The sequence below is a fragment of the Paenibacillus sp. FSL W8-0187 genome (genome assembly GCF_037969755.1).
In the GTDB taxonomy this organism is placed as follows: Bacteria; Bacillota; Bacilli; order Paenibacillales; family Paenibacillaceae; genus Paenibacillus_AQ.
Window position 1 is genome coordinate 3,349,820 of the sequence record NZ_CP150206.1, and the last position, 25,023, is coordinate 3,374,842.

Sequence of the window (25,023 nt, forward strand, 5' to 3'; positions counted from 1 at the left end):
TGGCCCCCCTATACTAGATGATAATAGATTGGTTGATACCAAATGGGGGGAAAGCATGAAACTTCAAGCTCCGGGCAAAGCATCGAAATGGTTTGTGTACCAGAAAATTGTCATTGTTTTTATTCTATTACTACTTCCTCTCATCTCGATGAATATTTGGTTGAATTATAAGGGGATGTCCGTTACGAAGGAGTCCCTCTTGAACTCTGCTACGGCTGGCGCCTCCTTCTATTCCAAGCAGCTCGATAAGGAGATGTATTTTATTCGGAATTTGCAGCTGCAGCTGCTGAATGACAAGGATCTGCAGAAACTGAGCTTTCGGGGCAGTATGCTTGAGGACTATGGCGAGGTGGAGCTGATTGATCAGGTCAGGGATCGGCTAGCAACCCTCATGGTTTCCAGCGAGTACATCGTGAACGCCGGGGTTTACGTGAAGGATATTGGGAAAACGATCTCGACCACAACGGGCGTGACCAATACGCCGAATAAGGAAATGGCACTGATCTCCTCCATGATGACGGTTATGCCAAAGCCTTCTTTTTATAGAAGCGGCGACCGCATTTTTCTGATTGAAACCGAAAACAACGGCGGCATTTGGTCCTACATCGAAATTTCCCGATCCAAGCTGCTGGGGGCTTTAAGCGAAATCGCCAAGCTGTATCCGGAATCCGAAGTATTACTCGGGAGTAAAGAAGGGGGGACCATATTAACGACAGCTCTGCGGGCAGATGAGTCATCCGAGATTTTGAGCCATATTCTGGACAATCCCAGCCCGGAGCAAAGTGTGCCGGGGACGGGAGAGCTGAATGGTGTAGACTATTTTATCATCGAGAATGAAGTTAGCGCGCTGGATCTGTCCTTGGTCATGTATGTGAACCAGAATGAAATCACGCGGCCTTTAAGCCAATTCATTACATGGTTTTATACGTTGTTTATTCTGGCGGTGATCGTCATGGTGCTTTATTCGTTCTCGGTCAATCTGATGATCCACAGGCCACTGTCAAAGCTTGTTAAAGCCTTTCATATGATCGAAACCGATAATTTGAATATCATGATCGAGTCCAGAAGCAAAGATGAGTTTCATTACGTATTTAACGGGTTCAACAGGATGGCGTTTAAGCTCAAACATTCGATTGAGGAAAACTATGAGCAAAAAATAGCACTTCAGCACTCGCAGCTGAAGCAGCTGCAGTCTCAGATCAATCCGCATTTTCTATATAACAGCTTTTTTAATATTTATATGATGTGCAAGGTTGGAGACGCGGATAGCGCGGCGGAGCTCTCGCAAAAGCTGGGAAGCTACTATCAATACATCACGAGAAGCGGCTCCGACGAGGTGCCTTTCTATAAGGAATACAAGCATGCACTGGATTACTGCGACATTCAAGGTATCCGCTTCTCGAACCGGATTGCATATGAGCATAAGGAAATTTCGGACATCCCGCCGTCCATAACCGTTCCGAGACTCATCATACAGCCTATCGTGGAGAATGCGTTTGAGCACGCGTTCGAAGACGGTATGGAGGAGGGGAAATTATATATCAGCAGCGATTACCGGGAAGGCAAATTGCGTGTCACGGTGGAGGATAACGGGAAGCTGCTAACGAATGAGATGCTGCAGTGTTTGCAGGACAGGCTGGCTATGGATTCGAAGCATATTGAAAAAACAGGATTGATCAACGTGAACAACCGGCTTCAGCTTAAATATGGGCTTGGAAGCGGATTATTCATCTCACGCAGCGCCTATGGCGGATTAAAGGTGGATCTGATCATTATCATCGATGGGATAGAGGAGGCATCATCATGTACAGACTGTTGATCGTGGACGACGAACCTGTCATCGTTAACGGCTTGGTTCAGCTTTTTCAGGAGCAAACGCAATTGGAACTGGATGTATGCAAAGCTTATTCCGCCAAAGAAGCGCTAGAGATTGCCAGGAGAATGAAGCTGGACATCCTGGTCAGCGATATACGAATGCCCCAAAAGAACGGGCTGCAGCTGATTGATGAAATTACATACTATTGGCCGCATTGCCGAATCATTTTCCTGACCGGCTATAGTGAATTTGATTATGTGCATGAAGCACTGCGCAAAAACGTGGATAACTACATCCTGAAGACCGAAGGAATCGATCCGATTTTCCAAGCTGTCCAAGTGGCTTCTTCTAAACTTGATGAGGAAAACCGTCGCAGAATCCAGGCGGAAAAGGCAAAGGTGCATTTTCAACTCGCCGAACCTCTGCTGAAACGGGAGCTGATACGAAAGGTATTGAATGGAGAAGCCGCCCGTTCTCTGCTGTCCGAGTCCCGTTATGAAGAAGTGGAGTTCAGCATCGATGTAGACCAGCCGGCATTCTTTATCTTGGGAAGGATCGACGGTGCGTCGGAGACGAAAACAAAGGATGTGGCGCAAGCTGTTCAGATGACGTTTATCAACGATTTGCCCAATTCATTTGCATGTGAGCATGCTATTCTGGACGATGCCTTACAGGTATGGCTGCTGCAGCCGGACGTGGAGCTTCGGGATCGTTTTCGTGGTGATGCGCAGGAAAATGAGCTTCATTGGCATGGGGTTATGTCTTATATGAGAGGCATCCTGGAGCTGGTTCAGAATGAATGCGAAGAACTGCTCGGCGTTTATGTTTCTTTCGGGATCTCGGGCAATCTGCATGATAAGTGGTATACCTCGGGGCAGCAGCTTGATATTTTACGATCCATGCTGCAGAGCAGGGCTGCGCTTGGTCAAAATATGGTTATTGTGAACATCGAAAAGGCTAAAGAGTTTGAGGAAACGAACCAAGATTATGACCGCTTCAAGCAGGATGACATGAAATTCGACGTGATCGACCGGATCCATAAATATATCATGGAGCATTTATCCGGGGATGTCTCCTTGACCGCCATTGCGGAGGAGGTCAATTTTAACCCCTCCTATCTTTCGCGCTACTACAAGCAGCTGACAGGACACAACCTGCTGGAGTATATCCAGGCGAAGAAGCTGGAGGGGGCGCTCCATCTGATGTTGCATACGAATATGAAATTGCAGGAGATTGCCACCCGGCTCGGATTCGAATCTCCTTCGTATTTCACTACATTTTTCAAGAAAAAGATGGGGGTTTCCCCTCAGGAATACCGAAATACCCAATAATAGGTAGTTCAAAAAGTCCGCTTTTGATCACGAAGCGAATCAGGAAGCAGCTCGGCATCGAATCTTGAATTCAGCCGGGCTTTCCGGTGCTCACGTACCCAAAACGTACGCTCCGCTCCTCACTCCCTAGCTTCATCCAACCTTCTCGGTGCTGAAAATCGATCTTTTTGAACACGCACAATAAGTAAAAAAAGTGAAAGCGATGTAAAAAACTTAAAATTGATAGCGCTTTCGGGCGGAATCTATAATAAGACGTAAGAAGCACAGATATGAAGATTACGCCAGATAAAGGGGGACGCAATCATGAGATGGATCAAGCTAGCGAAGATGATGTTGATTAGCACGATGACGCTTTCGGTAATGGCTGCATGCTCGAATCAGGTAAAAGAATCTGAAGGGACGCCGGCCAAATCCTCTACGGAGGATGCAAAAACCAATACCGCACCACCCGAACCTCTCGGCAAATATCCTGAAACGGTGACGGTCACGCAAGTGCTCGGCTACAATCCGCCGGAGGACCCGCGGACGCCTCAAGGGATTACACCTGAACAGAATGCTTACTTTAAAGATCTCAAAGACATGCTGAACATTGAGGTTCAGTACAAATGGACGGTGCCTTCGAGCCAGTTCGAACAGAAGTTTTCGTTAGCCATGGCTTCGGCGGATCTGCCGGATATTATGGAACTGGACCAGAAGAACTTCGAGAAGTTGAAGAAACAGGGGATGCTAGCCGATCTTACCCAGGCTTACAACGACTATGCTTCACCGGCACTGAAAAAATACATGGAGTCTGACGGCGGCTTTGCGATGAAGACGTTTACGTCGGAAGGAAAACTGCTCGCGATTCCCGGATTTGAGGATCCTTTCCTGTCTACCCAGCTGCTCTGGATCCGCAAAGACTGGCTCGACAACCTGAATTTGCAGCCGCCGCAAACCATGGATGAGCTGGAACAGGTTGCAAGGGCCTTCGTGCAGCAGGATCCGGACCAAAACGGTAAAAATGACACATACGGTATCGCGATGCAGAAGAATCTGTTCTTCTGGGGATTTGACCTTAGAGGTTTCTTCAATGGATTTGGCGCATATCCGTCCATCGGAGACAACCAGTCGGCCTGGATTAAGGATGACAGCGGCAAGCTTGTACCTGGACTCATTCAACCGGAAGTAAAGACCGCGCTAGGCAAGCTGCAGTCCTGGTACAAGGAGGGGATTCTGGATAAAGAATTTGCCTTGAAGGACGAGAACAAGTCCGTTGAAGATATTACCGCAGGCAAGGTCGGCATTTCCTACGGGGAATGGTGGTATCCGAACTGGCCATTGAATCTCAATGTCGATAAAGATCCTAAGGCAGAATGGATTGCCCTTCAGATTCCTGGACTGGATGGACCCGGCAAGTCCATGGTCCCTAAGATCCGCAGCAACAAGCTCGTGGTCGTGAACAAAAAAATGAAGAATCCGGAAGCCGCCATTAAGATGATCAACTTCTACATCGAGGTGGGCAACAAGAAGTACATGGATCAGAATAAAGCGGAAAAAGGATATGTATACAATTGGTTCGTTCCACGAATTTATAATCCGGCCCAAATTGACACGATCTATACGGAAGTTAACAAAGCGCTTGACGCGAACCAATCGGAAATTACGCTGGATGACGAGAACTACAAAAATGTGGCGGACGTCTTCAAAGCAACGAAGGATTACCTTGCAGGTAATACCGCAGATGCCTCGAAAGGCGTGAATTGGGGCCAATATTTCAGTCGGGCGGCAAAAGACGGCGGCTGGGGAACGACGCGGCAAATCAAAGAGAGTCAGGCTTACGTGAACAATGAATTCTACGGCCTTCCCACGGCAACGCAAGTGGAGAAGGGATCCCAGCTCGATAAACTGATGCAGGAAACCTTCACCAAGATCGTCATGGGCGCTTCGCTGGATGAATTCGATAAATTCGTTCAGAGCTGGAAGTCGCTTGGCGGCGATCAGATTACGCAAGAGGTCAACGATTGGTACGGCCAGCAGAGTGCCAAATAATCTTTGAATGATGGAACGGGAGGATGTGCCTTTAGGAAGTTGGCAGATTCCTCCCGTTTTAAATGGACGGGGAGGTTCATCTGTGAGAACGCTAAAAAAAGAATATCTGCTGCATTTGATGTTGCTACCTGGAGTTATCGTCACGTTGATTTATGCTTATGGGCCTATGGCTGGCCTAGTGATGGCTTTTCAACAGTTTGAGCCGCTGGCCGGGTTCTTCCACTCGGATTTCGTTGGCTTTGATAATTTCCGGTATGTATTTGAACTGCCTGATTTCAAGCAAGTACTGTGGAACACCATTGTCATTTCCGTATTTAAAATGATTTTGTTTTTACTTGTGCCTCTGATTCTGGCACTGCTTCTCAACGAAGTCACCCGAAGATGGTTCTCGCGTTTTATCCAATCCGCTATCTTCCTGCCATTCTTTCTGTCCTGGACGGTGCTTGGCGGCGTCATCATCGAATTGTTTTCCTTGAATGGTCCGGTGAACGGGTTGCTGGGCTCACTGGATATGGAACCGATCATGTTCATGCTGGATAACCACTGGTTCCGTGGGATTATCATCGGTTCGGACGTATGGAAAGGCATGGGCTATAACATGATTGTTATGCTCGCAGCCATAACAGGAATCCATGCAACGCTGTATGAAGCTGCAGAAGTAGACGGAGCGGGAAGATGGAAACAGATGATTCACATTACGCTCCCGGGCATGGCACCGATTCTCATCCTGCTGGGTGTATTAAGTCTTGGCGGCATTCTCAACGCCGGTTTCGAACAGATTCTGATTATGTACAACCCGACGGTTTATGAGGGGGCGGATATTATCGATACCTTCGTCTATAGGCTCGGAATGTTCAGTCAGCAATTCGGACCTGCCGCCGCGGTCGGCTTCTTTAAATCCGTCATCTCTCTGGCTCTCGTGGCTGTGACGTACTATGCGGCTTATAAATATAACAATTATCGGATCTTTTAGGCTGGAGTGGAGGTAGGAAAATGCACAAACCAACGATCAGCAGAAGGCTGTTTGTAATCGTGAATACGCTGGTTCTATCCGCAATCACCTTGCTCGGTATCATTCCGTTCATTCATTTGCTCTCGATTTCGTTAAGCTCGAATACAGCAGCGATGGCGGGGGAAGTGAGGCTCTGGCCGGTCGGCTTTAACTTGGATGCTTACCGATACTTGGGCGAAAAGGTCGAGTTTTTTCGATCGTTCCGGGTTTCGTTAACGCGGGTCGTGCTAGGGACGGCAGTGAATATGTTTTTGGTATTTATCACCGCGTATCCCTTATCAAAATCAAATCATCAATTTAAGTTCCGAACACCGTATGTGTGGTTTTTTGCCATTACGATGTTTTTCGGCGGGGGCTTGATTCCCACTTACATGATCGTGAAGAATACCGGCTTGATTGACTCCGTATGGGCTCTGATTCTGCCTGGGGCACTCAATGTATGGAACATGGTCCTGATGTTGAACTTCTTCAGAACGATTCCGAAGGAGCTGGAGGAGGCGGCAACGATTGACGGCGCCGGACACTGGCGAATATTATGGCGTATCTACCTGCCGGTTTCCCTGCCGTCCATTGCAACGATCGGCCTGTTTACCATCGTGGGACACTGGAATGCTTGGTTCGACGGCATTTTATACTTGAATTCGCCGGATAAATATCCGCTGCAAACCTATTTGTCTACACTCATCATGTCAATCAACTCCCAAATGACTTCGATCTCGATCGAGCAGATCAAGGCGATGGAGAATTTGAGTGAGAAAACGCTCCGGACTGCCCAAATATTCATGGGCGCGCTGCCGATCATGGTCGTGTATCCGTTCCTGCAGAAGTACTTTGTCAAAGGGATGACGGTCGGAAGCGTCAAAGAATAAGTGCTTACAAAAAAAGGAGAAGAGTCGGATGAATAAGGTTAAGGTTGCCCTTATCGGAGCAGGACTGCGAGGCATCAATTATATGGAATATGCCCTGATGCACCCTCATGAGCTTGAGGTGGTTGCCGTCGCGGAACCGAATCAGCAGCGGAGGGAACAGTTTAAAGCTAGGCATGGCCTTGAAGATGCATCGTGCTTCGAGAATTGGAATGATTTCTTTGCAGGGCCCAAACTCGCGGACGCGGTATTGATATGCACCCAGGATAAGCAGCATTTCGAACCAACGATGCGGGCGCTTGAAGCCGGTTACCATGTGCTGCTGGAGAAGCCGATGTCACCGGATCCCGAAGAGTGCATCAAGATGGGTGAGATGGCTTCGCAGGCCGGACTGGTGTTTTCGATCTGTCACGTGCTGCGGTATACGCCGTTTTTCACGACTTTAAAGGAACTGCTGGAGCGTGAGACCATTGGCCAATTGATGTCCATCCAGCATAACGAGAACGTGGGCTATTGGCATCAGGCGCACAGTTTTGTGCGGGGGAATTGGCGTCGTAAGGAAGATTCCAGTCCGATGATTCTCGCCAAGTCTTGTCATGATCTCGATATTTTGCTCTGGCTTGCCGATTCCGATTGCCTTCGGGTATCCTCTTTCGGCTCGTTAAGCCATTTTACGGCTGAACAAGCACCGGAAGGCGCACCTAAACGCTGTTTGGACGGATGCCCGGTCTCGGATCAGTGCCTCTATTATGCGCCTGATCTATATTTGACAGAGGATATGAATTGGCCAACGTCGGCGATCAGTGATGATATGAGTTATGAAGCCCGTTATAAGGCATTGCTGGAGGGGCCATATGGCCGCTGCGTATATCATTGCGATAATGATGTTGTGGACCACCAGGTCGTCAATTTGGAATTTGCCAATAACGTAACGGTTGCGTTTACGATGAGTGCGTTTACGCGAGATGTCAGCCGCACAATCAAGCTGATGGGAACCCGCGGGGAAATCCGCGGAGCTATGGAGAAGAATGAAATTGAGATCATTCACTTTGGCAGCGGCAAGATCGAGCGAATATCTTTTGCAGATAGGGGCGGGCATGTCGGGCACGGAGGCGGTGATATGGGCCTGATCAAGGATTTTCTGAGGCTGGTGCAGACAGGGGCAAGCGATCAAGGGCTTACTTCGGCAAACCGTTCCGTTCAAAGCCACCTCATGGCGTTTGCGGCTGAGCAGTCGAGAGTGGATGGAAAGGTCATCTCGATAAAGGAATTTGAGCAGCAGTTCAGCGCGCAAGTATAAACGATGCCCGGGAAATAATCTGTAGATCGCAAGCCTGATTGCTGTTGCAATCGGGCTTGTTTTGTATTCTAAGGCACAACGCCAAGTGGCTGGCTATGGTAAAATAAACCTAGCGCTTGATAATGGAACAAATAGATCGGCAGGAATTTGAATCATGAAGGAGCACTCCGTAAAGGACACAACGCGAGCCGCTTCCGAAATGTAGGAGTTGACGATTATAAAATATCTAAAAGATGTTCAGGAGCCGGGGATGGGAACCTGGTATTTTGAAATTGACAACAACGGCACGACTTATAGACAGATCGTTCTTGATGAGGATGGCAGCTGCATTACTTCCAACCGGAAACACGATACCTCTCATTTCATGCTGGCGGAGCACCCTCTTGATCCGGAGGAACCCTATTATACAGAAATCAGTCAAGCGGCATTCGAGGAGCTTTGGATGGAACAGCTGCAAGCTGGCCTGGAGGACTGGCATCGGACTCAACGTTTATTTCCAGTCGGTGCTAAAGTGGAAGGATTCATCGAGGCCTTTTTTCCGCAAGGCACATTAATTAACTTGTTGGAACCGGGGGCCGTAGGCTTGACGGACACGTCCGCTCTGAAATCGCGTGCCCCTGCTGAATGGATGTACCCTCGTTATCGGGTCATTGCCGAGGTATCCGGTTACGATGAAGTAAACCAATGGGTCCTTCTTGCCGATGCAGAAATTCCGGGAAGTCAGTTTAATGAAGGTGAACTTGGCGAGTAGGAAGGAGTATAGGATGATCGAAAGGAGTGTTTGAATGATGTGCAGTAGCAGTTGGACTGCAGGTGAGCTTGTTGTTAATGGAGAACGGGCCATTCACCCCGGTTTAACCGAAGATCCATTATGTGCATCCAAACTTTATACCCTGTATTTTCACTCTGCCCGCTCCATGGGGAATGGCTATGAGTGGTTTTATTTTAACGAGGTTCCGTTGATGGATGAATCGGTATTTGTGTCCATATGCTTTCATGCAGGTAAGCTATATGCGGTAGAATTGTCCGTTCAGGGGGAGCAATTTCCGACTTCGTGGGATAACTGGACCGTGGAAGGCGAGCGGAGAAGGTACGAGAAGCATAGGAACATGCTTGAGAGGGCTTTATGTTTAATGCCTAACTATGAGCAGGAACGTCCTTATCCATATGTGGAATACCAGATGGAATGGGGGAATATCACATCCTATCAGGATCCGCGTTCAGGATCAACGGCCATCGCGTTTTCTTTTACGTGATGTGATAATAATAGTTAGCCCAGGAAACCACGTTCGTCGTGGTTTTTTTTTGCGACTACGGACATGCGGATTAAGCCTTCGGTGTGAATTGGATATAATTTGCTAAGTTCGGGTTATCCTAATCTCAAAAGTAAGTCTTAGGACGAATTCAAAATACCCAGGAAAGGGTAATCATGTATAATTCCAAGACGATACAGGAGGTTAGCATGAAACATACAAACGGTATGTCCGATGTTGCGATTCTCGGGATGGGGACGGCATTGCCGGCACATTCGGTGGCACAGTCGGATATCGCGGAATTAATTGCCTCTACGCTGCAGGATAAACCTGATCTGGCCCGCTTTGCTCGAAGAGTATTTAGATCCTGCGGTGTCGAAACTCGTTATACCTGCGAACCCAACTACCTTGGTCCATTGGAAGAGTGCCGCTATTTGCCTTCTCATGACGAGTCAGACATCCCTACAACCGAGGAACGAATGGATACATACAAACGGGAGGGCCTCCCGCTTGGTATAGAAGCAGCCGAGCAGGCCTTGAAGGATGCAGGTATGTCGCCGGATCGAATCACGCATCTCATTACGGTCAGCTGCACGGGTCAATACCAGCCCGGTATGGATGTACTGTTGATCCGTCATTTGGGGCTTTCTCGACGGGTTAATCGCCTGCCATTGATATTCCAGGGATGTGCTGCCGGCCTTAAAGCGATTCAAATGGCGCGGGATGTTGTCATAGGGGCGCCGGGGTCGCAAGTATTGATTGTGTGCGTGGAGCTTTGCACTCTTCATTTTCAACCGGTCAAGGAGAGGGAGGCACTGTTTGCAGCCTCGTTTTTCGGTGATGGAGCCTCATCTTGTGTCATCGGTCATCCGGCAACGGATCATCGGCATTATTTGGAGCTTGGCTCGGGTTATTCGGTCCTGCTGCCGGATTCCACGGAGGATATGACATGGGAGGTAGGCAACACAGGCTTTGATCTTTTTTTATCCCCGCGTATTCCCAAGCTTCTCGGTATTCACCTGGAGGAAGAACTGCGTGTTCTGCTGAAGGGCGATAAGCTGCCGGAATTGTGGGCTATCCATCCTGGCGGACGGGGCATCGTGGATTCGGTGCAGGAAGTCATGGGCCTGACCGATGAACAAACCAAATACAGCCGGGACATCTTAAGAACGGCAGGGAATCTCTCCTCCGTGACCATTTTGTTTGTGCTGAGTGCGATGCGCAAGGAGATGCAAGGGATGAATAAAGCTTCCACGGAAGGGGTAGCCATGGCCTTCGGGCCGGGCCTGACAGCGGAGCTTATGCGCTTTACCTATGTGAAGGCTTATGCGTCATCGGTTAAGGAGCAGGACCATGTCCTTCTTTAGAACCCTGTCCATCCGGGCGGAGGAAGATGAGCTTATGGATGACTTCTCCATGGGAGGAGAAGAGCTGAGCGAAGCGCTAAAGCATTTAAGGCGGCTGAATCGGATCTTTGCTGCACCGGGACCTACCCTGGACGGCGTGGAGAAGCTTTGGAAATCGATTGGCTGCCCGAGGACCCTTAGCATCATGGACGTAGGGGCCGGTTCAGGCGATGTAAACCAGAAGCTGCTGCAATGGTCGAATCAAAGAGGTATCCAGCTGAATATTACCTTGGTCGATATGACGGAAGAAGCATGCGATGAGGCTAGACGACTGTTTCGAAACGAGCCGAGGGTTCAAGTTCGACGTGCCGATGTTAAAGAGTTACCCGATGCATCGGCAGATATTGTGACTGGTTCCCAGTTCATCCATCATTTCCAGGGCGATCAGCTGGTGGACATGGTGACGCATATGCTGCGAACCTCTATTCACGGGGTCGTCATCAATGATATCCATCGGCATCCGGTCCCCTACACGGCAGTTTGGATTACAACGCGCATCATTTCCCGCAATCGTTATATTCGCCATGATGGTCCGTTATCGGTTGCTAAGGGATTTAAAGGGAAGGATTGGAGGGAGTTGAAACAGCAGCTCAATCACGACACCATGACCTATAAATGGAAGTCGTTATTCCGTTATTCCGTTGTTATCCCGAAACATGGGACTCCCTAGTCCTCTACTTGTTAACAAGCCAATGTTCTTCAGGCAAGCTATAAGGCAGGTGGTCATATATGTCAAAGCAAGCGGATGTTATTGTTATCGGAGCGGGTGTAGCCGGTACCAGCTGTGCACTACAGCTTGCAAAGCAAGGGTATCGTACGATATTGCTGGATCGGCAATCATTTCCACGCCACAAAACCTGCGGTGAATTCATGTCTCCGGAGACCAAAGAGATGCTGGATTATTTGGGGGTCCATCTATTGGGCGAAGAGATTGAGCCTAGTTCCATGGATCATGCCAAAATCGTGATGTCACACGGCGGTGAAATTACCGCTCCGTTACCAGGACAGGCTACAGGCATCAGCCGCTATGAGCTGGATCGCCTCCTACATGAGAATGCACTGGCCGCGGGAGCGGAAGTTGTCACGGGAACAACCGTGACCGATATTCAGAAGCTCGGTGATCATCGGTATGAAGTCGATGTAAGGCAAGGGAAAGAGCGCGTTCGATATGAGGCAAGGGCCGTCATTGGTGCATACGGTACGAAAAGGCCGCGCGGCGTTTCCCCTGCCGAGGAGTATCGGGATGATACCGTATATGTCGGCGTAAAATCGCATTTTAGCGGCATTACGATACCTTCCCGGGTTGAGCTGTATTTTTGCGAAGGGGGTTATGTCGGAATCTCGCCGATTGAAAATGGGACGGTTAATGTGGCTGCGTTGCTGACCTTGAATTCAGTGCAGGGCAGCGGCAAATCGGTGCCTGAAATTCTCCGAGCCGCTTCACGCACGAACAAAAGGTTGGGCGAACGAATGGCTGAAGGGGAGCCTGTTTCGGGAACCCAGGTATCGATTGCCCCTCTTCGTTTATCCCATACACCGCATCCATGGTCGGAATATCCTCACATCGGCGATGCCATGCTGATGCTCCCACCGCTGTGCGGGGACGGGATGTCGGTTGCTCTTCGGTCCTCGCTGATATGCGCTCGTTGGACCGACTCCTATTTAAAGGGAGAAATAAACTTCGAACATTGGCGAAATCAGTATACACTTGAAGCCAATCGTACTTTTACGGAGCTTCTCAGAAGAGCAAGGAGAATTCAGAACCTGGCTTTCGCCAAAACCAATCGCTTCTATCCAGGCATCGCCCGGATGATTCCAGGATTGGCATCCTATGTCGTAAAAGCTACCCGGTTATCCGCATCGGGTATAGGTTCCAGATAAAAGCCGCAGGATTGCGGCTTTTTTGTATTGTTATTTAACGGACTTCCGTTGACATTGGATAGATGATGTTTTATTATGTTTATAAATAGATAGACATATTTAAATAACGTTTATTATTTCGATGAATGGAGGTGCGTAATGCAGGATCGACAGTATTCACCTGATCCGACCGGAGTCATTCGAAGTACTCTTGATTTCCAGTTCCAAATCGCTTGGCAGTTGCTCGACTTGCATCTCACGGGGCTTCAAGATGAGGAGTTTCATTGGCGACCTGCTTCGAAGGGACTCCACGTTTACCGTGAATCTGGAATCTGGCTAGCGGAATGGCCGGAATCCGAGGATTACGAGATTGGCCCGCCGAATATATCTTGGCTGACATGGCATATCACATACTGGTGGTCTATGGTACTGAATCATTCGTTCGGCAGCGGGGCATTGGCCCGTGAAGACATCCATTCTATGGGTAACATCCAAGAGACTAGACATAGAATAAATGAATTGAGCAGCGAGTGGAAACGTGAAATGTCGGCTTTGACGGACGAAGCGTTCCTTTCTACGGAACGAACGTTATGGCCTTTCGCGGATAAGCCTTTTCATGAATTGGCAGCCTGGCTAAATCTGGAACTGATGAAAAATGCGGCTGAGATCGGTTACTGCCGTTTCCTTTATGCCGTTCACAAGAAATAATACATTTATCCATGGACAATACGTCGCTTAATGATATCCGGATGAGTGCCTTTCATAACGATGAAAAATGAAGGGCTGCTAAGTTGCTTGGTGCAACGTGGCAGCCCTTATATGTAGATTAATTAAGAATGAGCCACTTCGTTCTCAATGACGATGCGATTTAGCTTCACATTTACTGGCGCCGCTATCGTATCGCCCACAGGGCATTTACTCTCCAGAAATTCAACAAACTGCTCAACATTCTCGGGGGACGAAGGGGTCTTGATGTAGAACGTGTACCGAATATCGGAGTATCCAGGGCGTACGTCAGAGCGATTAAAGAATCCATCCAGGTCAAGGTCGCCTTCTACATCAACTCTGAAATCTTCAAGGATCACATCGAATTTTGGAGCATAAACACGGGCCACTATCGATTGGCATGCCCCCAGGGAGGCCAGCAGAGCTTCAACGGGGTTCATTCCGGTATCCGTACCTCCAAGGCTTTTCGGCTCATCGATAACTAACTCGAACTGCCTTACATTAGTAACAACTTTTACCCCTTCTTGCAAATGGGCCGTTGCTTTGAACGTTTGAACACTTGGCATATAGCACATCTCCCTTTTTTAGGACAGCCCCATACGGCGTGGGTGCTCTGTCTCTATATTATAAACTATACTAATTTACTAGGTTTAGTGTGAATTATAATTCTATTTAGCATGATCTGTCAATAGAACATAAATAGAACGATATGACGGGCGTTTGTTATTCCCATGCAAGGACCAGGAGGAAGGCAAAAAAAGAGAGCGTGTTCTCGTTGCGAAAACACGCTCTTTGGATCAGTTCCATATTATTATTCGGAAGCCTTATTTTGTTGTTTCAGCAAATCGCGAATTTCAGTCAACAACAGTTCTTCCTTCGATGGAGCCGGTGGTTCTTCAGCTTTAGTATCTTCTTTGCGTTTAAAGCGGTTAAGCGTACGGATGAACATGAAGATCGAGAAGGAGACGATAAGGAAATCTACGACCGTCTGCAGAAATACTCCATACGTCAGCGTTGCATCTCCGATTGTCGTATCTAGTCCTGATAAATTGACTCCGCCAAGGAGCAAGCCAATTACCGGCATAATGATATCGCTCACCAAGGAGGATACGATTTTGCCGAAAGCAGCACCAATGATAACCCCAATGGCTAAATCGAGCACATTACCCTTAAGCGCAAAGGTTTTAAACTCTTTTAATAAATTCATAATAAGTCACCTGCTTTTCAATCTAAAATGTAGGTGGCATTTCATCTACCACTCGAAATATCCTATCAGCAACTAGTGAAATGCGCAAGATCGTTAAGTTGTATCTTTTTTACGGAAACGTAGGCGAGCCGCCGCTTGCCCTATACAGGTTGACCAATAGGTGGCATTCATGTTAAGTTTATAATATTCGCACAATAACGGGATCGAATGAAGGAGGGATAAAGCGATGACTGAATTAGATGTTGTAGATGTTCATGTGAACCTGTCGATACTAGGAAGCATTAGACAAGGTTCACACCATAACCAATCAGATACCGGAACTTTATCCTTCTATACTTATATGCAGGCAAGTTTAGCGATAGCTTGATCGTCGCTTGTTTCTTTATGGTATAGTTGGCAAAGATAAGCGTAGAAAGCACCGGGTTCTGGTGTTTTTGCGCTTTTTTTCGTTCTGAAATTTTACCGTAGAGGAATGATGAAAATGTCATTAATCCAAGTTTCAAACCTTTCGTTTGCTTATGAGAGCAGTTTTGATCCGATATTCGAACAAGTGAGCTTTCAAATCGATACCGATTGGAAATTGGGATTTACCGGAAGAAACGGCAGGGGAAAAACCACGTTTCTCAATCTGCTGCTAGGCAAGTATGAATACAGCGGGAATATCTCGGCCTCCGTGAGCTTCGAATATTTCCCTTACCATGTCGAGAACAAGGAGTATCTCACTCTGGACATCATCGAGGAGATCTATCCGGAGTATGTTCATTGGCAAATCGTGCGCGAACTTAACTTGTTAAAGGTTTCGGAAGATGTCCTGTACCGGCCTTTTGACTCATTATCAAGCGGAGAGCAGACCAAAGTGATGCTGGCTGCGTTGTTTATCAAGGAAAATCGCTTCCTCTTGATTGACGAACCGACCAATCACCTGGATATGCATGCGAGAAAATTAGTCAGCGACTACCTCAGCAAGAAAAGCGGATTTATTCTGGTGTCGCACGATCGATCATTCTTGGATCATTGCGTAGACCACATCCTGTCCATCAATAAAACCAATATCGAGATCCAAAAAGGCAATTTTTCCGCATGGTGGGAAAATAAAAAGAGACAGGATCAATTTGAGCTTGCGAGTGACGAGAAGCTGCGGAAAGATATTAAACGTTTAACCGATTCTGCAAGAAGGACGGGGAATTGGTCGGATCAGGTGGAGAAATCGAAGAACGGTACCAGAAATTCAGGCTCCAAAGTAGATAAAGGCTATATTGGCCACAAGGCAGCTAAGATGATGAAGCGCTCCAAAAACCTAGAGCAGCGACAGCAGTCCGCCATAGAGGAAAAATCGAAGCTCCTTAAAAATATCGAGAGCTCCGAGAATTTGCAGATGTTCCAACTGGATTATCACAAAAAACAACTGGTCCAGCTGGAGGATGTCTCCATTTCATACGGCTCCAAGACGGTGTGTGAAAACTTGAGTTTTACGATTGAAAAAGGGGACCGAGTTGCCCTCTCGGGCAAAAACGGTTCTGGAAAATCCAGTATCCTTAAGCTGATATGCGGAGAAGAGATGCAATACACAGGCCAGTTCAACAGGGATAGCCAGCTTAAGATATCCTATGTATCTCAGGACACGTCCTACCTGCAAGGCAGCTTGACGGATTATGCCATAAGCAGCGGGATTGATGAAAGCCTGTTTAAATCCATATTGCGAAAGCTCGATTTCTCCAGACTTCAGTTTGAAAAGGATATTTCGACTTATAGCGGGGGACAGAAGAAGAAGGTGCTGATCGCTAAAAGCCTTAGTGAGCATGCTCATTTGTATGTGTGGGATGAACCGCTTAATTTTATCGATGTGATCTCTCGCATGCAGATCGAAGAGTTATTGCTCGAGTATGCACCGACGCTTCTGTTCGTGGAGCATGATCGTGCATTTTGCGAGAATGTGGCAACGAAGTTCGTTGAACTTGATGGCCATCAAGAAACATAAGAAACAATAAGATCGTTATCCCAAAGAAGGAATGGGAGTATCAATTAGCTAGAATATGTTCCTTAATAGGAAATTACAAAAAAAGCTGTCCGCTAATTAGTTAGCGGCAGCTTTTTTACATTTCGTTTTGATATCAACTAAGACGTTTATACAGTAAACCTAACCCTTCCAGCAGCCGGTCAAAACGGCGTGGCGATTCCATCCTCCAAAAGAGCTGAAGTGCCTTCAACCTTTCGCATATGCCGCAGTTCCATAAATCCGCTGAAGCGGTTGCTCAATAATCGGGTTACATCCGAAATCGAGCTCGATATCATCCAATCAAGCGGAAAAGAAAAGCGTCTCAGCTGACGCTCCCGCAAATTGATCGATGGCCCGCACCAGCTGCCCAAGCTAATGATAAGTGGCGTATAGTAAAGAAATAAACCGTAATTTAATATAAATTCGCAATTGATAAGAAATATAAGTGCGTCTGGCATGTTAAGATCTGAAGAGAAAAGACAATCATAGAAACAAGCTGGTTTTAACAGTTAATTAGGCGAGGAGTGTAACAATCGATGATTAGTAAAGTTGGTCAAATTATGGTGTATGTGAATAATCAGGATCAAGCCGTGAAGTTTTGGACTGAAATGGTAGGATTTCAAGTCATAGCTGAAGAGAATAACGGTGAAATGAGATGGATTGAAATTGCTCCGACGAGGGAAGCCGAAACGAGCATCATTCTGCATGACAAGGAGCTCGTAGCCAAAATGTCGCCTGGAATGAATTTGGGCACACCTTCTTTAATGTTTTTCACGGAAAATTTCGATGCGTTGTACAGCCATTTAACCAGCCATAATATCACCGTCGGCGAAGTGGTGAATTTGCCTTCCGGCAGAGTGTTCAACTTTGCGGATTATGAAGAAAACTATTTTGCTGTCATGGAAAAATAATAACCGATCAGATCAACCATAGCTCGGATGGATATGAAGTCGCCTATTTGGCGGCTTTTTTGTGTATTCTTTGGTATGACGCTTAGATGGTGGGCGTTATACTTTTTTCCTGCATTCGCTATAATGGATACAGTGATTGAAGGAAAGGGATGTCATGCATGAAGAAAGTGATCGTCATTGGATCGGGAATACTAGGGGCATCGACTGCTTATCAGTTAGCAAAAATGGGAGCGGAAGTTCTTATTATAGACCGCAAAGATAAAGGACAGGCTACGGATGCCGCGGCAGGCATTATCTGCCCCTGGCTATCGCAAAGGCGGAATCAAGCGTGGTACCAATTAGCCAAGGCGGGCGCGCGTTTTTATCCTGAGTTAGTGGAAGAACTCATCAGCGAAGGCGAGACAGAAACAGGCTACGCCCAAGTCGGCGCTCTTAGCATTCATGAGGATTTGGATAAAATCCGCAAGATGGAGGAACGGGCTCATATTCGGAAAACAGATGCTCCGGAAATCGGTGAGATTACCCGGCTGAATGAGGAAGAAACCCATGAGCATTTTCCTTTGCTCGGTGAAGGCTATCATTCCGTTCATATTAGCGGTGCCGCACGTATTGACGGTCGTGCGCTGCGCGATGCGCTGATCCGGTCTGCACAGAGGAACGGGGCCCAGCTTATAAACGGGGATGCCGCATTGGTATATCAAACAAATCGTGTAACCGGAGCAGCTGTCGGAGCTGATAGCTTCGAGGCTGATGAAGTCATTGTTTGTGCCGGTGCATGGGCTAATCAACTGCTTCAGCCATTAGGCATTGACTTTCAGGTGCGTTTTCAAAAAGCGCAAATCATGCATGTGCAGGCGGCTGACCAGCAAGATACAGGTGCCTGGCCGGTCGTCATGCCGCCTTCGGATCAATATTTGCTCTCTTTTGATAACCAGAAGATTGTGATCGGAGCGACTCACGAAAATGAAGTCAATGGCTACGATACAAGAGTAACACCCGGCGGTATGCAGGAAATCCTGAATAAAGGATTGGCCTTAGCGCCTGGTTTGGCTGACAGCACATTTGAGGAAGTACGAGTCGGGTTTCGTCCGTTCACACCCGGATTTCTCCCGGTTATAGGTGCTGTCCCTGGCTGGGAAGGCCTTATTACGGCAAACGGGCTGGGCGCGTCCGGACTAACGATGGGGCCATTTATCGGAAGCCAACTTGCAAAGATGGCGCTTGGAATGCCGCTGGATATCGACATTTATCAATATGATGTTCGTACAGCGATCGAAGAGAGTTGAGGCAAGGCGGTTAATCTGATCGGAGCACGCATTTCGCGGGGGGGATCTCCTGATAAGTGGATCATGTGAACATATGTGGACGGAGTGAAAACCCCAATTGAATATTGGATATATTGAAAGCCGCGAAATTCGCGGCTTTTTGTTGTTGAGGAGATTGTAGTCAAAGCCTGTTATACGGTAGATAGTTCTGTGAACATTCACTGAAAATTTTCCTTCGCAAAGAAAATCAATGACTCAATACATTGCTTTTGTCGGAGGGTGATATTTTATTTGGTTTTATAGTCCTAAAGGACCTACGGCTGATATGCTGGAGATACATATCGTGATAGGGTATAGGCTAGGATAAGACAGCCATGTTAAGTAGAAACTAACGATACAGCCGTCAATCCTCCTTTTTTATGTTGAAATGACCGTATTACGATATTGGTCAGTGAGTACTGCGTAGGGATTCACCCGTCCCAACAAAGGGACGCATTCTAAAGAAACAATGGATCATGGAGGGAGATCGAATGTCAGATACGAAGCAAGTACCTCAACCTAAAACTTACGGACCGCTGGGCAATCTGCCTCTGCTGGATTCCGCAGCTCCGGTCCAATCGCTTGTGAAGGTCGCCTCGGAACTCGGGCCGATATTTCAATTTCAGTATCCGGGCGGACGCAGGGAGCTGTATGTCTCCGGCCACGAATATGTCAAGGACGCGTGTGACGAGAAGCGTTTTGACAAACGTATCTGGGCGCCGCTTCAGAATGTCCGTCCTTTTGCAGGTGACGGATTGTTTACGAGCGCTACACATGAGCCCAACTGGAAAAAAGCACATAACATCCTGCTCTCCAGCTTTAGCCAGCGTGCGATGCAAGGCTACCATACGAAAATGGTCGATATCGCTATGCAGCTTATCCAGAAATGGGCTCGGCTCAACCCCGACGAAACCGTGGACGTTCCTGCCGACATGACGCGCCTGACGCTGGATACCATCGGCCTGTGCGGATTTAATTACCGGTTTAACAGCTTCTACCGGGAAGACAATCATCCGTTTATCGACAGCATGGTGCGGGCTCTCGATGAAGGCATGAACCAGCTGCACCGTCTGGGCATACAAGACATGTTTATGATTAAAAAGAAGCGGCAGTTTCAGGAAGATGTTCAGGACATGTTCTCGCTCGTTGATGAGCTTATTCAAGATCGCAAAAAGTATGGCGGCGAAGAAGGGGACTTGCTTGCGCATATGCTGGAAGGTGTCGATCCGGATACAGGCGAGCGCCTGGATTCGGAGAATATCCGATATCAGATGATTACGTTTCTTATCGCGGGGCATGAGACGACAAGCGGATTGCTATCCTTTGCCATTTATTTTTTGCTGAAAAATCCGGATACATTGCAAAAAGCGGTAAGCGAGGTAGACCGCGTTCTGAAAGATCCCGTGCCGACTTACAATCAGGTTCGGGAGCTCAAATACGTCCGCATGGTTCTCAGCGAGTCGCTGCGCTTATGGCCAACGGCACCTGCTTTTTCGTTATATGCGAAGGAAGATACGGAAATCGGAGGAACCTATCCGATCAAGAAGGGGGATAGCGTAACGGTCCTGATTCCGGGACTGCATCGAGACTCCCGCGTGTGGGGAGACGACGTGGAGACGTTCAGACCGGAGCGTTTCGAAGATCCCAGCAAGGTGCCGCATGACGCTTACAAACCGTTTGGCAACGGACAACGCGCATGTATCGGGCAGCAGTTTGCGCTGCAGGAGGCAACCTTGGTGCTTGGTTTGGTGCTCAAATATTTTAAATTGATCGAAAACCAGTCGTATGAGTTGAAGGTTAAGGAAACCCTCACTTTAAAGCCGGAAGGGTTTCATATTCAAGTTCGAAGCCGTCAAGAGGGGGCCGCACTCTTGGTTCCGGGAGCAGGTAAGGCGGTGTCACCCGAGTTGGAGAAGCGGGAATTCGCCAAGTCGCCAGATAAAACGGCGAACAATGCCCATCATACACCGCTGCTCGCTTTATACGGGTCTAACTTGGGCACAGCAGAGGGAATTGCCCGAGAGGTGGCGGACACTGCGAAGCACCAAGGGTTTGACAGCCAGGTAGGTACGTTGGACGATTATGCCGGAAGGCTTCCGAAGGAAGGTGCCGTCATCATTGTAACCGCCTCGTACAACGGACAGCCGCCTTCCAATGCAAAAGCATTTACGGAATGGCTGGAGAATGCCGCTGAATCAGAAATCCAGGGTGTGCGATATGCCGTATTCGGCTGCGGGGATCACAACTGGGCAAGCACCTATCAGCGGATTCCTCGTTTGATAGACGAACAGCTTGCTGTCAAAGGGGCTCAGCGATTGCTCACGCGCGGCGAGAGTGATGCCAGCGGCGACTTTGAGCGTGAAGTCGATGAATGGACAGAGCATTTATGGCCGGATCTGATGCAATCGCTAGGTCTACCTCTGATGTCCGTCAATGAGCTGAAGCGCAGTACCTTGTCTGTCCAGTTCGTGCAGGGAGCGGCCGCCGTGCCTCTGGCAGAAACCTACCAGGCTGTAACCGGGCGCGTTGCTCACACCCGCAATCTGCAGCATGCGGACAGCGGAAGGATCACGCAGCATATCGAAATCTCGCTGCCGGCCGGAACGGATTATCGTGAAGGAGATCATCTGGGAGTGCTTCCGGTCAATCCGAAGACGCTGGTTCAGCGAGTTCTCCGAAGATTCAAACTGGACGCGGGGGCACACCTTATCTTGTCTGCTGAAGGAAGAAGCGGTGCGCATTTGCCGACAGGCATTCCTGTCCGTCTGGACGACCTGCTGTCCCGCAGCGTGGAGCTGCAGGAGCCGGCCACAAGAGCGCAGATTCGGGAGATGGCCGCTAGTACGGTATGTCCGCCGCATGTGAAAGAGCTTCAAGAGCTGCTTTCGGAAGATACCTATCAGGCTGAAGTGCGGGCCAAACGGATCACCATGCTCGATCTGCTGGAGCGGTATGAAGCCTGCGAGCTGTCGTTTGAACGGTTTCTTGAGCTCCTGCCTCCATTGAAGCCGAGATATTATTCGATTTCCAGCTCACCGAAGGTCAGCCGGAATACGGCAAGCATTACGGTCAGTGTCGTTCGGGGGCAAGCGTGGAGCGGCCAAGGGGAATACAGGGGCGTGGCTTCCAACTATTTGGAACAATTGGAGACGGGGGCGGAGGTTCTGATGTTCATTCGTTCGCCAGAGTCGGGCTTTGCGCTGCCGGAGGATCCGGCAACGCCAATCATCATGATCGGACCGGGCACGGGTGTGGCTCCGTTCAGGGGATTCATCCAGGCAAGACAAGCGCTTCGAGAGGCGGGGCAGAAGCTGGGTGCTGCGCATCTGTACTTCGGCTGTCGGAATCCGGAGCAAGACTATCTTTACCGCGAGGAGTTTGAGCAGGCAGAGAGAGAAGGTCTGGTCACCCTGCATACGGCTTTTTCGAGGGTAGACGGTGTGGAGAAATGCTATGTCCAGCATTTAATGACACAAGACGGAGCGTTATTGCTGTCACTGCTAGAGGCAGGAGCGCAAATGTACATTTGCGGCGACGGCTCCCGGATGGCGCCGGAGGTGGAACAAACGCTGACCCGTTCCTATCAGGACCGACATGGCGTGAATGCAGAAGAAGCTGCCGCCTGGCTATCCGGGCTGGAAGCGTCGGGACAATACGTAAAAGACGTTTGGGCCGGATAATCACCATGACAGCGGGATTCGTCGTTCTGTACATCTCCTTGCGATCCAGTACTGTTTTTATGTTAAGATGAACAGTACATGATAAATGGAACAGATTAGAAGGAGAGTGTGACTTATGCGCGAAACTGAAACCTGTGTTCCGACTGGCGTGAAACCCCAAGACACCGGCTTTGGTTATACGTTATCCTTGATCGGCGGTAAATATAAAATGATCATCTTGTATTGGCTGTCTGAAAATAAGGTTATGCGGCATAATGAGCTGAAGCGAAGCATTGGTTCCATATCCTTTAAGACGTTAAGCGTCATGTTAAAGGAGCTGGAGGCAGATGAGCTAATCGTTCGCACGGAATATCCCCAGGTCCCTCCCAAAGTCGAATACACTTTGTCGGAACGCGGACTCTCACTCATTCCTGTGTTACATATGATGTGCGAGTGGGGAGAGCAAAACAGTTCGCCGGCGCTGGAAGCTGTGCAACTGGAAGCATGAGGTTTTGTTATATTCAAAGGGGGTGTCCCAAAAGATCTTAGATCTTGCGGGAGGCCCCCTTTTTGCTGTTAGAAGACGCTCCATGTACGAATCGTTCCTACCATCGCTGTTGCCCCCACATTTCTTGGAATGGTTCTGAGCAAGGACGAAATGGGGGGGGCAAAGCATTCCTGTATGCTCTTAAATTTCGGCTTTGAAATTGAACGAGCACCTCCTTATGATGAAAGGTGTCCACTACGACAACCACAACATCATAAGGAAGGTGCTCTTATTATGAAGTTTAAACAATCAGTTAAACAAAATCAACGAATTGAACGTATAACCAACCATCATCTCATCATTGGCATCGACATTGCAAAATTTAAACATGTCGCACGTGCGACAGACTATCGTGGCATTGAACGAGGTTCCTACCTTGTGTTCTCTAACGATCTCGAAGGATATGAAAAGTTATATCAGTGGATGCAAGCTCTAATGCTTCAGTTTAACAAGACCGATGTCATCTTCGGCGTTGAGCCAACCGGTCACTACTGGTTCAACCTAGCGTTCTGGCTTAAAGAGAGGCTGCTCGAGCTCGTTCTCGTTAACCCGTTTCAAGTGAAGCGTAACAAAGAAAACCGGGACAACTCTCCAACTAAAAACGATGTCAAAGATGCCTTGGTCATTGCCGACATGGTGAAGAATGGATACTATTCTGAAACTCATATTCACGCCGAGCCGTATCGGGCGCTTAGGCAGCTTGTGGGCACCAGAGACTTTGTGACCAAGCAAGTCTCCAGTGTCGTCAACCAGATGTATCGGTGGACTGACATGTACTTCCCTGAGTTTCAGCAGGTATTTAAGGACATCACCTCGAAGACGGCACTCGCAACGTTGGCCGAATTTGCGCATCCATCCGATCTTCGCCACTTAACGGTTGAAGACGTTATCGCCGGGTGGAGAAAACGACTGAAGCGCGCAGGCAGCCGTAAGGTATCCGCTGCCCTCATCCATGCGGCGCAACGGACAGCTGCCATTCCGAATTGTGTAGAGGAAGCAAAACTTAGTATATCGTTACTGCTGCAACAACTGCAGATGTATAACGACCAATTGAATCAACTGGAAGAAAAGATGAGTCAACTCCTTCGAAGCATTCCCACAGCAAAGCTCCTTCGTACCATTAAAGGCATGAATGATATTACGCTGGCTACGTTATACAGTGAAGCGGGTGATTTGGGCGGCTTTACTCATGGTAACCAAGTCCTTCGGTTAGCTGGCTTACATCTGTCCGAAAACAGCTCAGGTACCTACAAGGGCGAAGTGAAAATCACGAAGCGAGGGCGACCTGGACTGCGAAAACTTCTTTTCATGACGGTCTTTCATATGGTTTCCATTAATCCAGAATTTCGGGCGCTGCATCAGTACAACAAACAAGTGAAGAACATGAAAGGTATGAAGTCGATCATGAAGCTGTGCGGGAAGCTTGCTCGTATGCTTGTAGCTATGGCGAAGAAGCATTCCGTTTACGACATCAACAAAGTAACGGTCGCCGCTTAATAACCGACCACTTGCCTACTGGCTCATTCGCAGGATTCACAAGAAGCATGAAGAACCGATACGCTCGCCTAAAGGGCTCAGACCCGTGGACAAAGCAGTAACGGACTCCATCTCCTTGATAGGTGTAACGAAGGAATGAAAGGGCATAGACCCGTTGAGACATGGGAGGGCAAACCTCAAGGACGAAGATGGAGCATGCGAATAAAGGAAAACTATGGGAATTTCGCACTTCCCCTTATTTCGTTATGCCCACATTCGCCATACGGTCCCCCCTTTTGTCGCCTTCGTTGTCACATTTGTTTTC

General features: G+C 48.3%; 22 protein-coding genes. 19 read left to right on the plus strand and 3 right to left on the minus strand.

The genetic code is table 11. The annotated features are described in order from the left end of the window. Nucleotides 1-55: 55 nt before the first annotated feature. The 12 genes from MKY48_RS15125 (at nt 56) to MKY48_RS15180 (ending at nt 13,580) form a co-directional block, all read left to right on the plus strand. A complete protein-coding gene (locus MKY48_RS15125) occupies nt 56-1,819 on the plus strand; it encodes a histidine kinase (RefSeq protein WP_339273001.1) in 1,764 nt (587 codons plus the stop codon). Next, nucleotides 1,804-3,147: a response regulator gene (locus MKY48_RS15130; RefSeq protein WP_339293318.1), complete on the plus strand. Its 1,344-nt coding sequence runs from the start codon at nt 1,804-1,806 to the stop codon at nt 3,145-3,147. Before MKY48_RS15125 ends, MKY48_RS15130 begins: the two co-directional genes overlap by 16 nt. A gap of 303 nt (nt 3,148-3,450) precedes the next feature. Further along, nucleotides 3,451-5,175, plus strand: a complete 1,725-nt coding sequence (locus tag MKY48_RS15135) for an extracellular solute-binding protein (RefSeq protein ID WP_339273005.1) — start codon at nt 3,451-3,453, stop codon at nt 5,173-5,175. 82 nt (nt 5,176-5,257) lie between these two features. Next, the gene (locus MKY48_RS15140) at nt 5,258-6,148 is read left to right on the plus strand and encodes an ABC transporter permease subunit (RefSeq protein WP_339273007.1); all 891 of its coding nucleotides are present in this window, start codon (nt 5,258-5,260) and stop codon (nt 6,146-6,148) included. 20 nt (nt 6,149-6,168) lie between these two features. Continuing rightward, the gene (locus tag MKY48_RS15145; RefSeq protein WP_076323292.1) at nt 6,169-7,056 is read left to right on the plus strand and encodes a carbohydrate ABC transporter permease; all 888 of its coding nucleotides are present in this window, start codon (nt 6,169-6,171) and stop codon (nt 7,054-7,056) included. Between the two features lie 28 nt (nt 7,057-7,084). Continuing rightward, entirely contained in the window at nt 7,085-8,353 is a 1,269-nt protein-coding gene (locus MKY48_RS15150) for a Gfo/Idh/MocA family oxidoreductase (RefSeq protein ID WP_339273009.1), read from the plus strand. 250 nt (nt 8,354-8,603) lie between these two features. Next, entirely contained in the window at nt 8,604-9,104 is a 501-nt protein-coding gene (locus MKY48_RS15155) for a hypothetical protein (protein ID WP_339273010.1), read from the plus strand. A gap of 37 nt (nt 9,105-9,141) precedes the next feature. Then, the gene (locus MKY48_RS15160; RefSeq protein WP_339273018.1) at nt 9,142-9,609 is read left to right on the plus strand and encodes a hypothetical protein; all 468 of its coding nucleotides are present in this window, start codon (nt 9,142-9,144) and stop codon (nt 9,607-9,609) included. 206 nt (nt 9,610-9,815) lie between these two features. Further along, the gene (locus tag MKY48_RS15165; RefSeq protein ID WP_339293319.1) at nt 9,816-10,973 is read left to right on the plus strand and encodes a type III polyketide synthase; all 1,158 of its coding nucleotides are present in this window, start codon (nt 9,816-9,818) and stop codon (nt 10,971-10,973) included. Further along, entirely contained in the window at nt 10,960-11,682 is a 723-nt protein-coding gene (locus MKY48_RS15170) for a methyltransferase domain-containing protein (protein ID WP_339273022.1), read from the plus strand. Before MKY48_RS15165 ends, MKY48_RS15170 begins: the two co-directional genes overlap by 14 nt. 59 nt (nt 11,683-11,741) lie before the next feature. Beyond that, complete coding sequence (locus MKY48_RS15175; protein WP_339273024.1) at nt 11,742-12,893, plus strand: FAD-dependent oxidoreductase; 1,152 nt, start codon at nt 11,742-11,744, stop codon at nt 12,891-12,893. Nucleotides 12,894-13,031: 138 nt separating this feature from the next. Continuing rightward, nucleotides 13,032-13,580: a DinB family protein gene (locus MKY48_RS15180; RefSeq protein WP_076323297.1), complete on the plus strand. Its 549-nt coding sequence runs from the start codon at nt 13,032-13,034 to the stop codon at nt 13,578-13,580. Between the two features lie 122 nt (nt 13,581-13,702). Here MKY48_RS15180 and MKY48_RS15185 read toward each other — a convergent pair whose 3' ends face one another. Continuing rightward, complete coding sequence (locus tag MKY48_RS15185) at nt 13,703-14,164, minus strand: OsmC family protein (protein WP_339273026.1); 462 nt, start codon at nt 14,162-14,164, stop codon at nt 13,703-13,705. 245 nt (nt 14,165-14,409) lie between these two features. After that, entirely contained in the window at nt 14,410-14,805 is a 396-nt protein-coding gene (mscL, locus tag MKY48_RS15190) for a large conductance mechanosensitive channel protein MscL (RefSeq protein WP_339273028.1), read from the minus strand. 226 nt (nt 14,806-15,031) lie between these two features. Here mscL and MKY48_RS15195 point away from each other — a divergent pair, with 226 nt between their 5' ends. Continuing rightward, nucleotides 15,032-15,172, plus strand: a complete 141-nt coding sequence (locus MKY48_RS15195) for a hypothetical protein (RefSeq protein WP_179090642.1) — start codon at nt 15,032-15,034, stop codon at nt 15,170-15,172. A gap of 114 nt (nt 15,173-15,286) precedes the next feature. Then, the gene (locus MKY48_RS15200) at nt 15,287-16,783 is read left to right on the plus strand and encodes an Lsa family ABC-F type ribosomal protection protein (protein ID WP_339273030.1); all 1,497 of its coding nucleotides are present in this window, start codon (nt 15,287-15,289) and stop codon (nt 16,781-16,783) included. A 179-nt stretch (nt 16,784-16,962) separates the two neighbouring features. Here the strand turns inward: MKY48_RS15200 and MKY48_RS15205 are convergent, their stop codons facing one another. Further along, nucleotides 16,963-17,259 carry a DUF1796 family putative cysteine peptidase gene (locus MKY48_RS15205; RefSeq protein WP_339273032.1) on the minus strand — a complete coding sequence of 99 codons (297 nt, stop codon included), beginning with the start codon at nt 17,257-17,259 and terminating at the stop codon, nt 16,963-16,965. Between the two features lie 78 nt (nt 17,260-17,337). Between MKY48_RS15205 and MKY48_RS15210 the strand changes: the two genes are divergently transcribed. The 5 genes from MKY48_RS15210 (at nt 17,338) to MKY48_RS15230 (ending at nt 24,719) form a co-directional block, all read left to right on the plus strand. After that, nucleotides 17,338-17,712 (plus strand): VOC family protein, encoded by a 375-nt coding sequence (locus MKY48_RS15210; protein ID WP_339273034.1) that lies wholly within the window; start codon nt 17,338-17,340, stop codon nt 17,710-17,712. 158 nt (nt 17,713-17,870) lie between these two features. Further along, nucleotides 17,871-18,998: an FAD-dependent oxidoreductase gene (locus MKY48_RS15215; protein ID WP_339273036.1), complete on the plus strand. Its 1,128-nt coding sequence runs from the start codon at nt 17,871-17,873 to the stop codon at nt 18,996-18,998. A 509-nt stretch (nt 18,999-19,507) separates the two neighbouring features. Continuing rightward, nucleotides 19,508-22,696, plus strand: coding sequence for a cytochrome P450 (locus MKY48_RS15220; RefSeq protein WP_339273038.1), 3,189 nt, complete (start codon nt 19,508-19,510; stop codon nt 22,694-22,696). A 115-nt stretch (nt 22,697-22,811) separates the two neighbouring features. Further along, complete coding sequence (locus MKY48_RS15225) at nt 22,812-23,183, plus strand: helix-turn-helix domain-containing protein (protein ID WP_339273040.1); 372 nt, start codon at nt 22,812-22,814, stop codon at nt 23,181-23,183. 273 nt (nt 23,184-23,456) lie between these two features. Next, complete coding sequence (locus tag MKY48_RS15230; protein WP_098748207.1) at nt 23,457-24,719, plus strand: IS110 family transposase; 1,263 nt, start codon at nt 23,457-23,459, stop codon at nt 24,717-24,719. Nucleotides 24,720-25,023 lie beyond the last annotated feature (304 nt).